Annotated in this window: 15 protein-coding genes; 8 read left to right on the top strand and 7 right to left on the bottom strand. The window is 70.8% G+C overall.

Annotated features, from left to right (window positions below; translation table 11 throughout):
* Positions 1-5: 5 nt before the first annotated feature.
* A complete protein-coding gene (locus tag ACZ6C6_RS11680) occupies positions 6-482 on the top strand; it encodes a sec-independent translocase (RefSeq protein WP_469201577.1) in 477 nt (158 codons plus the stop codon).
* Positions 483-598: 116 nt separating this feature from the next.
* Entirely contained in the window at positions 599-1,255 is a 657-nt protein-coding gene (locus ACZ6C6_RS11675) for a hypothetical protein (RefSeq protein WP_469201575.1), read from the top strand.
* A gap of 61 nt (positions 1,256-1,316) precedes the next feature.
* On the opposite strand, the gene ACZ6C6_RS11670 is transcribed toward ACZ6C6_RS11675, so the two are convergent.
* The 3 genes from ACZ6C6_RS11670 to ACZ6C6_RS11660 form a co-directional block, all read right to left on the bottom strand.
* A complete protein-coding gene (locus tag ACZ6C6_RS11670) occupies positions 1,317-2,450 on the bottom strand; it encodes an Mrp/NBP35 family ATP-binding protein (protein ID WP_469201573.1) in 1,134 nt (377 codons plus the stop codon).
* Positions 2,451-2,547: 97 nt separating this feature from the next.
* Complete coding sequence (locus ACZ6C6_RS11665) at positions 2,548-3,102, bottom strand: DUF1003 domain-containing protein (RefSeq protein WP_469201572.1); 555 nt, start codon at positions 3,100-3,102, stop codon at positions 2,548-2,550.
* Positions 3,092-4,366 (bottom strand): magnesium transporter MgtE N-terminal domain-containing protein, encoded by a 1,275-nt coding sequence (locus ACZ6C6_RS11660; RefSeq protein ID WP_365680208.1) that lies wholly within the window; start codon positions 4,364-4,366, stop codon positions 3,092-3,094. Before ACZ6C6_RS11660 ends, ACZ6C6_RS11665 begins: the two co-directional genes overlap by 11 nt.
* A 204-nt stretch (positions 4,367-4,570) precedes the next feature.
* On the opposite strand from ACZ6C6_RS11660, the gene ACZ6C6_RS11655 reads away from it, so the two are divergent.
* Positions 4,571-5,341: a hypothetical protein gene (locus ACZ6C6_RS11655; RefSeq protein ID WP_469201569.1), complete on the top strand. Its 771-nt coding sequence runs from the start codon at positions 4,571-4,573 to the stop codon at positions 5,339-5,341.
* A gap of 34 nt (positions 5,342-5,375) precedes the next feature.
* On the opposite strand, the gene ACZ6C6_RS11650 is transcribed toward ACZ6C6_RS11655, so the two are convergent.
* A complete protein-coding gene (locus ACZ6C6_RS11650) occupies positions 5,376-5,891 on the bottom strand; it encodes a hypothetical protein (protein ID WP_469201567.1) in 516 nt (171 codons plus the stop codon).
* Between the two features lie 24 nt (positions 5,892-5,915).
* Positions 5,916-7,037, bottom strand: coding sequence for a magnesium and cobalt transport protein CorA (locus ACZ6C6_RS11645; RefSeq protein WP_469201565.1), 1,122 nt, complete (start codon positions 7,035-7,037; stop codon positions 5,916-5,918).
* 404 nt (positions 7,038-7,441) lie between these two features.
* Here ACZ6C6_RS11645 and ACZ6C6_RS11640 point away from each other — a divergent pair, with 404 nt between their 5' ends.
* The gene (locus tag ACZ6C6_RS11640; RefSeq protein ID WP_469201564.1) at positions 7,442-8,026 is read left to right on the top strand and encodes a suppressor of fused domain protein; all 585 of its coding nucleotides are present in this window, start codon (positions 7,442-7,444) and stop codon (positions 8,024-8,026) included.
* A 5-nt stretch (positions 8,027-8,031) separates the two neighbouring features.
* Here the strand turns inward: ACZ6C6_RS11640 and ACZ6C6_RS11635 are convergent, their stop codons facing one another.
* Positions 8,032-9,279, bottom strand: a complete 1,248-nt coding sequence (locus ACZ6C6_RS11635) for an MFS transporter (protein WP_469201561.1) — start codon at positions 9,277-9,279, stop codon at positions 8,032-8,034.
* Positions 9,280-9,484: 205 nt separating this feature from the next.
* Between ACZ6C6_RS11635 and ACZ6C6_RS11630 the strand changes: the two genes are divergently transcribed.
* The 3 genes from ACZ6C6_RS11630 to ACZ6C6_RS11620 all read left to right on the top strand — a co-directional run bounded on the left by ACZ6C6_RS11630 (position 9,485) and on the right by ACZ6C6_RS11620 (position 11,819).
* Positions 9,485-10,129 (top strand): DUF6758 family protein, encoded by a 645-nt coding sequence (locus ACZ6C6_RS11630; protein WP_365680221.1) that lies wholly within the window; start codon positions 9,485-9,487, stop codon positions 10,127-10,129.
* Between the two features lie 87 nt (positions 10,130-10,216).
* Complete coding sequence (locus ACZ6C6_RS11625) at positions 10,217-11,083, top strand: PHP domain-containing protein (RefSeq protein ID WP_469201559.1); 867 nt, start codon at positions 10,217-10,219, stop codon at positions 11,081-11,083.
* Positions 11,084-11,213: 130 nt separating this feature from the next.
* On the top strand, positions 11,214-11,819 hold the full coding sequence (locus ACZ6C6_RS11620) for a MarC family protein (protein WP_469201557.1): 606 nt from the start codon (positions 11,214-11,216) through the stop codon (positions 11,817-11,819).
* Positions 11,820-11,910: 91 nt separating this feature from the next.
* On the opposite strand, the gene ACZ6C6_RS11615 is transcribed toward ACZ6C6_RS11620, so the two are convergent.
* The gene (locus ACZ6C6_RS11615; RefSeq protein WP_018105503.1) at positions 11,911-12,063 is read right to left on the bottom strand and encodes a hypothetical protein; all 153 of its coding nucleotides are present in this window, start codon (positions 12,061-12,063) and stop codon (positions 11,911-11,913) included.
* A 209-nt stretch (positions 12,064-12,272) separates the two neighbouring features.
* Between ACZ6C6_RS11615 and ACZ6C6_RS11610 the strand changes: the two genes are divergently transcribed.
* The gene (locus ACZ6C6_RS11610) at positions 12,273-13,160 is read left to right on the top strand and encodes an NYN domain-containing protein (protein ID WP_469201554.1); all 888 of its coding nucleotides are present in this window, start codon (positions 12,273-12,275) and stop codon (positions 13,158-13,160) included.
* Positions 13,161-13,171 lie beyond the last annotated feature (11 nt).

Raw genomic sequence — 13,171 nt, 5'->3', positions numbered from 1 at the left:
GCAAGGTGTTCAACGACATAGGCGCACTGGAGCTGCTGACGCTCGCGATTCTCGGCGTGCTCATCTTCGGTCCGGAAAAGCTGCCCAAGGTCATCCAGGACGCCTCACGCCTCATCCGCAAGATCCGTGAGTTCTCGGAGAGCGCCAAGGAGGACATCCGCACGGAGCTGGGCCCGGAGTTCAAGGACTTCGAGTTCGAGGACCTCAACCCCAAGACGTTCGTCCGCAAGCAGCTCATGGACGGCAACGACGACCTGGGGCTGAAGGAGATCCGCGAGAGCTTCGACCTGCGCAAGGAGATCACCGAGGTCACCGACGCGGTGAACGGGCGCTCCACCGCGTCCGTCGAGGCGAAGACCGGCGTGTCGGGCGGTGCCTCGGTCACGGCAGCGAATGGCTCGAAGGGCGCTCCGGACCTGCTCAAGAAGGGCGAGCAGCCGCCGAAGGACACCCCGCCGCCGTTCGACGCGGACGCCACCTGAGGGCTGCCAATCCCGGGTCGCCCGGACGGTATGGCTATTCTCCATCTGTCCGGTTGTGAGACGCCCGCGGGGGGCGGGCCGCTCCGGACCCACGGATCGAGGAGGCGGCCGGGCTGATGGAGACGACGAGTCGGGTGGGCGCACAGGAGGCGCCGGACACGGTGGAGGCGGTCCGGGCGGCCCGGCTCATGGTGGTCGACGGCTATCTGAAGGCCCCGTTCCCCTGGTACGCGCTGGACGAGGCGTTCACCGGTCCGCGCCGGCTGATGCCGCTGGGCACCGCCGCCGACGGCGAGGTGCAGCACGGCTCCATCGGACACGGCGACGAGCCGTTGGTCCGGGGCGACTCGGGGGCCGACAAGCAGCGGTTCGCGGTCGTGGTGACCGTCGCCAGCAGCCCCGTACGGCGCAGTGGTGACGGCACCGGGGTGCTGGAGGCGACGACGGTGTCCTCCGCGGCCTGGCTGGCCGGTTCCGGGCTGCTGTCCTGCACCTGGCCCCCGCAGCTCGACCACACCCTGCGCGACGACTGGCTGGACCAGCAGACGGAGACCGCGTTCGAGCTCGCCGACGATCTGGAGGGCCCCGCCTGGTCGGCGCTGTCCCTGCCGGTCGACGGCGTCCCGGTCCCCTTCCACTACCGCGAGTCCGAGTTCGGCTGGGTGCTCGCCGGCTCCGCGCCCGGCGGGGTGCACATCGGCGCCTACGGGCGCGGCATGAGCGCGTACGGGCTGGGCTTCTCCATGGTCAAGGACATCGAGGCGTACGCGTAACGCATGCGACGACGGCGAAGGCCGGGGCCCTCGGGCCCCGGCCTTCGCCGTCGTACGCGTGTCAGAACTTGTTGCGCGGGGTGATGCCCAGCGACATGCCGGACAGGCCGCGCTGACGGCCGCTCAGCTTGCCCGCGATGGTGCGCAGCGCCTTGCCGGCGGGGGAGTCGGGGTCGGAGAGCACGACGGGCTTGCCCTCGTCGCCGCCCTCGCGCAGCCGTACGTCGATCGGGATCGCGCCCAGCACCGGCACCTCGGCGCCGACCGTCTTCGTCAGCCCCTCGGCGACCTTCGCGCCGCCGCCCGAGCCGAAGACGTCGACCATCTCGTCGCAGTGCGGGCACGGCATGCCGGACATGTTCTCGACGACGCCGACGATCTTCTGGTGGGTCTGCACCGCGATCGAACCGGCCCGCTCGGCCACCTCGGCGGCGGCCTGCTGCGGGGTCGTGACGACCAGGATCTCCGCGTTCGGCACGAGCTGCGCGACCGAGATCGCGATGTCACCGGTGCCCGGCGGCAGGTCGAGCAGCAGGACGTCCAGGTCGCCCCAGAAGACGTCGGCCAGGAACTGCTGGAGCGCGCGGTGCAGCATGGGACCGCGCCAGACCACCGGGGCGTTGCCCGGGGTGAACATGCCGATCGAGATGACCTTCACGCCGTGCGAGGACGGCGGCATGATCATGTTCTCGACCTGGGTGGGCTTCCCGTCCACGCCCAGCATCCGGGGCACGCTGTGACCGTAGATGTCCGCGTCCACGACACCGACCTTGAGCCCGTCCGCCGCCATCGCCGCGGCCAGGTTCACCGTGACCGAGGACTTGCCGACGCCGCCCTTGCCGGAGGCGACCGCGTACACCCGGGTCAGCGAGCCGGGCTTCGCGAAGGGCACCTCGCGCTCGGCCGTGCCGCCGCGCAGCGACGCGGCGAGGTCCTTGCGCTGCTCGTCGCTCATCACGTCGAGGGTGACGTCGACCCGCGAGACGCCCTCGACACGGGCCACCGCGTCGGTCACGTTCTGGGTGATCGTCTCGCGCATCGGGCAGCCGGAGACGGTGAGGTACACCGTGACAGCGACCACACCGTCAGGATCGATGTCGACCGATTTCACCATGCCCAGCTCGGTGATCGGACGGTGGATCTCGGGGTCGTTCACTGTCGCCAGTGCCTCAAGCACCGCGTCTTCCGTAGCCATACATCGATAGTACGGGTGCGCGCAGCGCTCCCTGCAAGGGTGGTGGTGGGTGACGGGAGGGCGGTACGGCGCCGTACCGTACGCGTGGGTAGCCCCGTCAGCGGTCTTCGTCACTCTCGGCGGAGAACAGCGCCCGGCGGTCGTCCAGGTCCTTCACCAGGTCCTCCAGTTCGGAGCGGATCCAGTCCCGGGTGGCGACCTCGCCGAGGCCCATCCGCAGCGCCGCGATCTCCCTGGTCAGGTACTCGGTGTCGGCGATGGAGCGCTCGTTCTGCTTGCGGTCCTGCTCGTGCGTGACCCGGTCCCGGTCGTCCTGCCTGTTCTGCGCGAGCAGGATCAGCGGAGCCGCGTACGACGCCTGGAGCGACAGCATCAGGGTCAGGAAGATGAACGGGTACTGGTCGAATCTCAGGTGCTCGGGCGCGAAGATGTTCCACGCCACCCACACGATGATGATCAGCGTCATCCAGACGATGAACCGGCCGGTGCCCAGGAAGCGCGCGATGCGCTCCGAGAACCGGCCGAACGCCTCGGGGTCGTACTCCGGGAGCAGGCGCCGGCGCGGCGCCTTCGGCTGGTCGAGCCGGTTCCGCGGCGTACGGGTCAGCGCCGTCGAGCCGTTCGACGCGCGGGCGCGGTCGTCACCGGCCACGGAGCACCCCCTCGCCGCCGTGGAAGTCCGTCTCCCGCCAGTCGTCCGGCAGCAGGTGGTCCAGCACGTCGTCCACGGTCACCGCGCCCAGCAGCGAACCGCTCTCGTCCACCACCGGCACCGACACCAGGTTGTACGCCGCCAGATAGCTGGTCACCACGGACAGCGGGGTGTCCGGCGGCAGCGGCACCAGATCGCTGTCCAGGAGCGAGCTGACCAGGGTGAACGGCGGGTCCCGCAGCAGCCGCTGGAAGTGCACGGTGCCCAGGTACTTGCCCGTCGGCGTCTCGTCCGGCGACCGGCACACGTACACCTGCGCGGCGAGCGCCGGCGACAGGTCCGACTGGCGCACCCGGGCGAGCGCGTCGGCCACCGTGGCGTCCGGGCGCAGGATGACCGGCTCCGTCGTCATGAGGCCGCCCGCGGTGCGCTCCTCGTAGGACATCAGCCGCCGCACGTCGGCCGCGTCGCCCGGGCGCATCAGCGTCAGCAGCCGTTCCTTGTCCTCCTCGGGCAGCTCGGAGAGCAGGTCGGCCGCGTCGTCCGGGTCCATCGCCTCCAGGACGTCCGCCGCGCGCTCCTCCTGGAGCTTGCCGATGATCTCCACCTGGTCGTCCTCGGGCAGCTCCTCCAGGACGTCGGCGAGCCGGTCGTCGTCCAGCGCCGCCGCGACCTCCGCCCGGCGCTTCGGGGTCAGGTGGTGCAGCGCGTTGGCGACGTCGGCGGGGCGCAGCTTCTCGAAGGTGGCCACCAGGGACTCGGCGCCCTGCCCGTGCTCCTCCAGCGAGAAACCCTTCACCGCCGACCACTCGACGGTCAGCGTCTCGCCCTTGCGGCGCAGCGCCCCGCCTCGCCCCTTGCGGACGAAGTACTTGTCGATCTCCCAGTCCCGGCGGGCGGGCAGCTGCTGGATGGCCACGTCCAGGATGGTGACCTCCTCGTCCGTCTCCACCAGGCGCACCCGGCGGTCGAGGAACTCGCCGAGCACCAGGCGTTCGGTTGGCCGCTGTTCGAAGCGCCGCATGTTGACCACGCCCGTGGTGATCACCTGCCCCGACTCCACGCCCGTCACCCGGGTCATCGGCAGGAAGATCCGCCGCCGGCTCACCACCTCGACCACCATGCCGAGCAGCCGGGGCGGACGGCCGCCGACGCGGAGCATCGCGACCAGGTCGCGGACGCGTCCCACCTGGTCGCCGTTGGGGTCGAAGACCGGCACCCCGGACAGGTGCGAGACGAACACCCGGGGCGTCACCGGTGTCATCCCGCACCTCCTCGCTCGCCTTCGGACGACCGCGGCCGTCCGCTTCCGACAGTTTTCGGGCTGTTATGACGTGATCAGGCTAGCCCGTACCCACGAGGACCGCCCCGGCTGGCCGTCCGTACGGCTCCGGGTCCGATGGCGTAGGCCACCCGGGTACGCTGCGGTCTGCCACCCCCCACCATGGATACGAGAGGCAGTGCGCCTGTGACCTCTTCCGCCCCGGCCGTACGGGCCCGCCGCCGGAACGCATCCCTCGCCGTCGCGCTGTGCGCGGGGCTGACCGCGGCGCTCACCGCCTGCGGGGGCGAGGACCCGGACGAGGGGACCAACGGCATCGGCAAGCTCTCCGCGCCGGAGATCGAGAAGAAGGCGCGCGGCGCGGCGGACTCCGCCGACGCGGTGCGGCTCGCCGGGACGCTGGTCAGCAAGGGCGGCTCGTACAAGATCGACATGAGGCTCAAGGACCAGGGCGGGGCGGGCTCCGTGACCTCGAAGAGCAGCACCTTCACGCTGCTGCGGATCGGTGACGAGCTCTACCTCAAGGCCGACGCCGGCTTCTGGAGCCATGACGACGAGGGCGAGGCGGACACCGGCAAGGACGGCGCGGCGGCGGCCGGAAAGCTGGAGGGCAAGTACGTCAAGGTCCCCGAGGGCGACCCCACGTACAAGCAGCTGAGCGGTTTCACCGACAAGAAGGTGCTGCTCGACGGCATGCTCACGCTGCACGGCGAGCTCACCAAGGGCGACCGCGACAAGGTCGCCGGGGTGCGCACGGTGCGGATCATGGGCGGCGAGGGCGCGGGCGGCGCGCTCGACGTGGCGCTGGAGGGCAAGCCGTATCCGCTGCGCTTCGCCCGGGGCGGCGGCGGAGGCGTGATCACGCTCGCCGACTGGGGCAAGGACTTCACGCTGAAGGCCCCCGCGAAGGACGAGACCGTCGACTACGGCAAGCAGCTTCCGAAGACCTCGTCCTAGGACCTGTCTTCACACTGCCGTCCGACGCGCGCCGCTACTTGCGCAGTGAGCGCTTCAGCAGCCGCGGCAGGCCCGCCGGGACCGGCAGCCGGGTCGTCGCCGCCGTCGGCAGCGGTGCCGCCGCGCCGGAGGTCTCGGGCAGCTCGGTGCGTGCGTCGAGGGGCGTGAGCCGGACGACCCGGCACTCGCGCGCCCAGCGGTCCGTCATCCGCTCCGCGTCCGGCGCGTTCAGCCGCTTGCCCTTCAGCTCGGCGACGGCGGCTTCCCACTCCTCGGAGTGCGGGGCGAGGACGGCGACCGAGGCCGACCAGGCGACGAGGCGGCCGCCCTTGTCCTTGCTGCGGACGGTGACCTCGGCGGTGCCGCCCTCGGTGAGCCCGGCCGGGAACGGCTGCTCGCCGGGGCCGTCGCCGACGAGGTGGGCGGCGCCCTCGTGCCATACGTGCCACAGCGCCCGCGCCGCGCCGGTGGAGCGCACCCAGACGAGGCCGGACTTCTTCGTGGCCTCCTCGACGAGGGCGGGCCCGAGCAGCGTGTCAGCAGCAGTCATGGGGCAGAGCTTAATGGCGGACGCTCAGAGCCATCCGTTGCGCTTGAGCATGCGGTGGATGGAGAAGCAGACCACTCCGATGAAGCCCATCACCATCGGATAGCCGTACGTCCAGGCCAGCTCCGGCATGTGCTCGAAGTTCATGCCGTAGACCCCGCAGATCATCGTCGGCACGGCGATGATGGCCGCCCAGGACGTGATCTTGCGCATGTCCTCGTTCTGCGCGACGGTCGCCTGCGCCAGGTTGGCCTGGAGGATGGAGTTCAGCAGCTCGTCGAAGCCGATGACCTCTTCCTGGACCCGCACCAGGTGGTCGGCGACGTCCCGGAAGTACTTCTGGATGTCCGGGTCGATCAGCCGCATGGGCCGCTCGCTCAGCAGCTGCATCGGGCGCAGCAGCGGGGAGACGGCCCGCTTGAACTCCAGCACCTCGCGCTTGAGCTGGTAGATCCGCCCGGCGTCCGAGCCGCGCGCGCTGCCCTTGTCCGGGGTGGAGAAGACCTCGATCTCCACCTCGTCGATGTCGTCCTGCACCGCACCCGCCACCGCGATGTAGCCGTCGACCACATGGTCGGCGATGGAGTGCAGCACGGCGGAGGGGCCCTTGGCCAGCAGCTCGGGGTCGTCCTCCAGGCGGTGGCGCAGCGCGCGCAGCGAGCCGTGGCCGCCGTGCCGCACCGTGATGACGAAGTCCCGGCCGGTGAAGCACATGACCTCGCCGGTCTCCACGACCTCGCTGGTCGCGGTCAGTTCGGCGTGCTCCACGTAGTGGATGGTCTTGAAGACGGTGAACAGCGTGTCGTCGTACCGCTCCAGCTTCGGGCGCTGGTGGGCGTGGACCGCGTCCTCCACCGCCAGCGGGTGCAGCCCGAACTCCCGGGCGATGCCCGCGAATTCCTCCTCGGTCGGCTCGTGCAGCCCGATCCAGGCGAAGCCGCCCTTCTCCCGGACCCGGAGCATCGCCTCGCGGGCGGTGCGGCAGGTGCCGTCGGCCTCGGCGAGCCGGCGCCCGTCGCGGTAGACCGCGCAGTCGACCACCGCGCTGGACGCGGACGGGTCACGGGTGGCGTCGTAGCTGTTGTGCAGGGGTGCGCTCTTGCGCAGGGAGGGGCGCACGGCGGCGCGCAGGTCACGGATCATCGACATGGCTGGCTCCTTCACGGAGGGCCGTCGTCGGGGGGGCGTGGAACAGCCCGGAATGGGGACGTGGACTCACATCCGCAAAGCGGGCGGCACCGCGGCGGCACGATGACGGCGTTCGCTACAGACAGGCAAAAAGACGTGCTCTTCCGTCATGCGACATGCCAGGGCCCCGACCGGGTGTCAGATCACACGGAGGGGCGTCCGGTGGAAGAGCGGTTGGTACTGCACGATCGACTCGGATCCACCGCAGCCCCACCTCCTCCTGCCGGTCCCCCGTGGGGGATGACGTAGCGCCGGGACTTGAGAGCGACGCTCAGCGTGCTGTCCCGGCCGACACCCCAGGCTAGCAGCCGGCACAGGGCCAATCCCTTACTTTGCCCGTTCCATACGCGACCTATGCTCGCGGCATGGCAGAAATTCTTGCTCTGGTCGAGGCGCGTCTGCGGACGGCCCTGGGTGAACCGGACGCACGTGCGGCAGTGACGTTTCTCGGGACGGACCGGATCGAGGTGCTCCGGTTCATCGACGGCGACATCGTGCGGTACGCCACGCTCGGCATGTCCGCCCAGCCGATGTCCGACCCGACGGCCGTGGTGGCCGACCCGCTGAAGGGCCCGCGCGCCGAACTGGTCCTGTCGGTACGGGGCGGCCTGGCCGACACCGACCAGGTGCTGCGCAAGCTCGCGGTGCTCGCGGCCTCGCCCCAGGTGGAGGGCCTGGTCGTGGCGCCCGGCGCCTCGCTGGACGTCGGCGAACCGCTGTGGCCGGGCGCGCCGTTCACCTCGGTGCTCGTCGCGGAGAGCGGGGGGCTGGTGGAGGACCTGGAACTGGATGCCCCCTTGGAGCCGGTGCGCTTTCTGCCGCTGCTGCCGATGACACCCAACGAGGCCGCCTGGAAGCGGGTCCGGGGCGCGCAGGAGCTCCAGGAGAAATGGCTGTCGCAGGGGACCGACCTGCGCGATCCCCTGCGGCATTCCGTCGTTCTCGACTGACGGCGTCAGTTGGCGAAGACCGTGACGCCGTCCTCCGTGGCGTGCTTCGGCTCCAGCTCCTCCGCCTCGTGGGTGAGCGCGGAGCGCCGTACCCAGACCACGATCGCACCGGCCACCGAGGCGGCGGCGGCGACCACGAACGGGATGTGGATGTTGCTCCACTCCTCGATCTTCGGGGCCAGGTAGGGCGCCGCGGCGGCGGCGAACCAGCGGACGAAGTTGTAGCCCGCGCTGGCCACCGGGCGCGGCGCGTCCGAGACGCCGAGCGCCAGCTCCGTGTACACCGTGTTGTTCATGCCGATCAGGGCGCCGGACACGATGGTGCAGACGATGGCCGTGGTGTGGCTTCCGTAACCGAGGACCACCAGGTCGGCGGCGAGCAGCACCAGTGAGGCGCCGAGCACCTTGAGCGAGCCGAACCGCTGCTGGAGCCGGGGCGCGACGAGCACCGAGAAGACCGCGAGCAGCAGGCCCCAGGCGAAGAAGACGGCACCGGACTTGTACGGCGTCATGTTCAGCACGAACGGGGTGAACGCCAGGATCGTGAAGAACGCGTAGTTGTAGAAGAACGCGGACGCCGCGACCGAGGCGAGCCCGCCGTGGCCGAGCGCCTTGACCGGGTCGAGCAGCGAGGTCTTCCGGGCGGGCTTGGGCTGCTCCTTCAGGAACGCCGTGATGCAGACGAAGCCGATCGCCATCAGCGCGGCCGTCCCGAAGAACGGGTAGCGCCAGCTGGCGTCCCCGAGCAGGGCGCCGAGCAACGGCCCGCACGCCATGCCGAGCCCGAGCGCCGACTCGTACAGCAGGATCGCCGCCGAGCTGCCGCCCGCCGCCGCGCCGACGATCACCGCGAGGGCGGTCGAGACGAACAGCGCGTTGCCCAGGCCCCAGCCCGCCCGGAAGCCCACCAGCTCGGCGACGGACGAGGAGGTGCCGGAGAGCGCCGCGAAGACCACCACGAGAGCCAGCCCGGCCAGCAGCGTCTTGCGGCCGCCGATGCGGCTGGAGACGAAGCCGGTCACGAGCATCGCGACGGCGGTGATCAGGAAGTACGAGGTGAAGAGCAGCGACACCTGGCTCGGCGTCGCCTCCAGGCCCTTGGCGATGGACGGCAGGATCGGGTCCACCAGGCCGATGCCCATGAACGCGACGACGGAAGCGCCCGCCGTGGCCCAGACGGCCTTGGGCTGGCGCAGGATGCTGACCGGCTCCTGGTTGAACGGATCCTCTCCCGGTACTGCCTCTGACGGCATGGGCCTCTCCCTCTCCACTGGCTCCATCGGATCGATGCGTTATGCACAGAATAAGTTAGAGAAGCTAATGAATGCAAGTTACATCTAAATTCGCCGGTGGTGGCCCGGTGGCCGGACGGCGCGCGGGGTAGAGGGGTCTGGGTGCGCGGCGCGCAAGGGTGATCGTCCTTGACGTGGCGACGGCCGGAGAGGACCGTGGGAAGGTATGAGGGGCGAACCAAGTTGCCCGAAGTGCGGAGGCCGGGTCCGGGCGCCCGGACTCTTCGCCGACACCTGGCAGTGCGACGACCACGGCAGCGTGCACCCGCTCCAGCCGGTCGTCCCGCCGAGCGTCGAGGCGCTCGGCGTGGTGGTGCACCGGGCGCAGGTCCCCGTGTGGATGCCCTGGCCGCTCCCCGTCGGCTGGCTCTTCACCGGCGTCGCCAGTGCCGGGGACGACCGCACCGGCGGACGTGCCACCGCCGTCGCCTGCTCCGGACCCGGACCGCTCGGCGGCATGGGCGAGCTGCTGCTCGTCGCCGAGGAGCTGGGCGTCGGGCTCGGCGCGCGGTACGCGGGCATCGACGGGCCGGACCCCGGGCCCCTGCTGCGCGTGGACGGCCCCCCGGACTCCAAGGTGCTCGCCGCCGGACGCCCCACCCCCCTCTGGCACGTCAGGCACGCCCCCGCCGACCGCGCCGTCTTCGCGGGCGAGGCGCGCGGCCTGTGGCTGTGGGCCATCGTCTGGCCCGAGCAGTCCGGGCTGCTGATGTACGACGAACTGGTCCTCACCGACCTGCGTGACGCCGGGGGAGAGGTGGATCTGGTGCCCTGCGGCGCCCTCACCCCCCGCCTGCTGACGGGCCCCTGACGCGGCCTCCGCGCCGTCCGGACCAAGCTCGCGCGCCGGTTATCCTGGGGTGTCCCCCGTCCCGCCGCGAGCACTGGAGTACGAGTCGTGCGCATCGATCTGCACACCCACTCCACCGCGTCGGACGGCACGGACACCCCCGCCGAGCTGGTGCGCAATGCCGCCGCCGCGGGCCTGGACGTCATCGCCCTCACCGACCACGACACCGTGCGCGGCCACGCCGAAGCCGCCGCCGCGCTCCCCGGAGGGCTCACGCTGGTCCCGGGCGCCGAGCTGTCCTGCCGCATCGACGGCGTGGGCCTGCACATGCTGGCGTACCTCTTCGACCCGGACGAGCCCGAGTTCGCCCGCGAGCGCGAGCTGGTGCGCGACGACCGCGTGCCACGCGCCCGGACCATGGTCCGCAAGCTCCAGGAGCTGGGCGTGCCCCTCACCTGGGAGCAGGTCGCCCGGATCGCCGGAGACGGCTCCGTCGGCCGCCCGCACGTCGCCACCGCCCTCGTGGAGCTCGGCGTCGTCCCGACCGTGTCCGACGCCTTCACGCCGGACTGGCTCGGCGACGGCGGGCGCGCGTACGCGGAGAAGCACGAGCTGGACCCCTTCGACGCGATCCGGCTCGTCAAGGCCGCGGGCGGCGTCACCGTCTTCGCCCACCCGGCCGCCGTCAAGCGAGGTCGTACGGTGCCCGAGGCGCGGATCGCCGAGCTGGCCGCCGCCGGGCTCGACGGCATCGAGGTCGACCACATGGACCACGACGAGCCCACCAGGACCCGGCTGCGCGCGCTCGCCCGCGAGCTCGGGCTGCTGACGACCGGCTCCAGCGACTACCACGGCAGCCGCAAGACCGTGGAGCTCGGCGCGTACACCACGGACCCCGAGATCTACGGCGAGATCACCCGGCGCGCCACGGGGGCCTTCCCGGTGCCGGGCGCCGGCGGATCCGTCTCCGCGTAACGGCACCCGGGCCCCACCGGCCCGCTTCTCCTCGCGTCCCAACGCCGTCCGGCATGTCCGGGCGGCGGTGGGGTGCGCCACTTTCCCGCGGTCATCCCGCACACCCGCTCACTCCCCACAAGGCTCACCCGTGTTCGACGTCGCTGTCTTCGGATCCCTTTTTCTCACCCTTTTCGTGATTATGGATCCGCCCGGAATCACCCCGATCTTCCTCGCCCTCACGGCCGGCCGGCCCGCCAAGGTGCAGCGCCGCATGGCCCTCCAGGCCGTCGCCGTCGCCTTCGGTGTCATCGCCGTCTTCGGCGTGCTCGGCCAGCAGATCCTGGACTACCTGCACGTCTCCGTACCGGCGCTGATGATCGCCGGCGGGCTGCTCCTGCTGCTCATCGCGCTCGACCTGCTCACCGGCAAGACCGACGAGCCGACGCAGACCAAGGACGTCAACGTCGCCCTCGTCCCCCTCGGCATGCCGCTGCTCGCCGGGCCCGGCGCGATCGTCTCGGTGATCCTCGCCGTGCAGCACGCCGACAGCGCGGCGAGCCAGGTCTCCGTCTGGACGGCGATCCTCGCCATGCACATCGTGCTCTGGCTGACCATGCGCTACTCGCTGCTGATCATCCGCGTCATCAAGGACGGCGGCGTCGTGCTCGTCACCAGGCTGGCCGGCATGATGCTGTCCGCCATCGCCGTGCAGCAGATCATCAACGGTGTCACCCAGGTCATCCAGGGCAGCTGACCCGGATCCGGACGCAACAGCGCCCCCGCACGATCGTTCCGTGCGGGGGCGCCTCGTCTTCGTTACGACGGCAACTCACATCGGCAAGGTGTTACGAAGCCGGACTTTCGGCCGGACGGATATAGATGCGCTGGCCCGTAGCCGCGGCCTGCTGCACGATCCGCTTGACGGAGGCGGCGTCCACGACGGTGCTGTCCACGGCGGTACCGTCGACATCGTCGAGTCGCATGATCTCGAAGCGCATAGGGCTTCCCTTCGTCTGATCCTCCTGCTGGAGAACTACTGGGAGGACGGTGTCCCGTCCGCAAGGATGAGGAGCGCCAGGCATGCCTGTCGTGCGCCCCACGGTGGGTACAACGGCTTGTCCCCTGCAATCATTCCCTACGCTAAGGAAATTTTTCGGATGTCTAAGTACCGACGGGTAATCACGCGTACGGGCGCGACGGGACGCGCATGAACGACGCGGAGATCGGCGAGCGGCTGGACCGCACCAACGCCCTGCTCGAACGCGTGCTCGCCGAGGTCTCGAAGACCCCCTCGACCCACGCGATCTTCGTGGACGCGGGCTATGTGTACGCCGCCGCCGGGCTGCTCGTCACCGGCACCGAGGACCGGCGCTCCTTCGACCTCGACGCCGAAGGACTGATCGAGGCCTTCATCGACAAGGCCCGCACCATCTTCGCGGACAGCAGGCTGCTGCGCGTGTACTGGTACGACGGGGCCAGGCGCCGCATCCACACCACCGAGCAGCAGACCATCGCCGAACTCCCCGACGTCAAGGTCAGGCTCGGCAACCTCAACGCCAACAACCAGCAGAAGGGCGTCGACTCCCTCATCCGCACCGACCTGGAATCACTCGCCCGCCACCGGGCCATCAGCGACGCCGCGCTCGTCGGCGGCGACGAGGACCTGGTCTCCGCCGTCGAGGCCGCCCAGGGCTACGGAGCCCGCGTCCACCTCTGGGGCATCGAGGCGGGCGAGGGGCGCAACCAGGCGGAGCCGCTGCTCTGGGAGGTGGACAGCCAGCGCACCTTCGACCTGGACTTCTGCCGCCCCTACGTGACCAGACGCCCCGTCACCACCTACGAGGAGGACGCCCCCGCACCCTCCCGCGAGGACGTCCACTTCGTCGGCGCCCAGATCGCGGGGGCCTGGCTCGCCGCCCGCGGCCGGGAATCCCTGGCCGACCTGCTGCCCGGCCACCCGTTCCTGCCGGGCTCCGTCGACCAGGACCTGCTGCACGAGGCCGAACGCCTCCTCCAGCGCTCCCTGCGCGGCCACCCCCCGCTGCGCCGGGCACTGCGCGACGGCTTCTGGCAGCACCTCCAGTCGCAGTACTGAGAGCCGCCTTC

It is taken from the genome of Streptomyces sp. NPDC041814 (assembly GCF_055590565.1).
This window is presented reverse-complemented; position numbering and strand designations above follow the sequence as displayed.

Excerpts from the sequence above, each read along its gene's own strand:
- ACZ6C6_RS11675 (WP_469201575.1), top strand. The coding sequence starts at position 599 with ATGGAGACGACGAGTCGGGTGGGCGCACAGGAGGCGCCGGACACGGTG.
- ACZ6C6_RS11670 (WP_469201573.1), bottom strand. The coding sequence starts at position 2,450 with ATGGCTACGGAAGACGCGGTGCTTGAGGCACTGGCGACAGTGAACGAC.
- ACZ6C6_RS11660 (WP_365680208.1), bottom strand. The coding sequence starts at position 4,366 with ATGACACCGGTGACGCCCCGGGTGTTCGTCTCGCACCTGTCCGGGGTG.
- ACZ6C6_RS11650 (WP_469201567.1), bottom strand. The coding sequence starts at position 5,891 with ATGACTGCTGCTGACACGCTGCTCGGGCCCGCCCTCGTCGAGGAGGCC.
- ACZ6C6_RS11645 (WP_469201565.1), bottom strand. The coding sequence starts at position 7,037 with ATGTCGATGATCCGTGACCTGCGCGCCGCCGTGCGCCCCTCCCTGCGC.
- ACZ6C6_RS11640 (WP_469201564.1), top strand. The coding sequence starts at position 7,442 with ATGGCAGAAATTCTTGCTCTGGTCGAGGCGCGTCTGCGGACGGCCCTG.
- ACZ6C6_RS11635 (WP_469201561.1), bottom strand. The coding sequence starts at position 9,279 with ATGCCGTCAGAGGCAGTACCGGGAGAGGATCCGTTCAACCAGGAGCCG.
- ACZ6C6_RS11630 (WP_365680221.1), top strand. The coding sequence starts at position 9,485 with ATGAGGGGCGAACCAAGTTGCCCGAAGTGCGGAGGCCGGGTCCGGGCG.
- ACZ6C6_RS11615 (WP_018105503.1), bottom strand. The coding sequence starts at position 12,063 with ATGCGCTTCGAGATCATGCGACTCGACGATGTCGACGGTACCGCCGTG.
- ACZ6C6_RS11610 (WP_469201554.1), top strand. The coding sequence starts at position 12,273 with ATGAACGACGCGGAGATCGGCGAGCGGCTGGACCGCACCAACGCCCTG.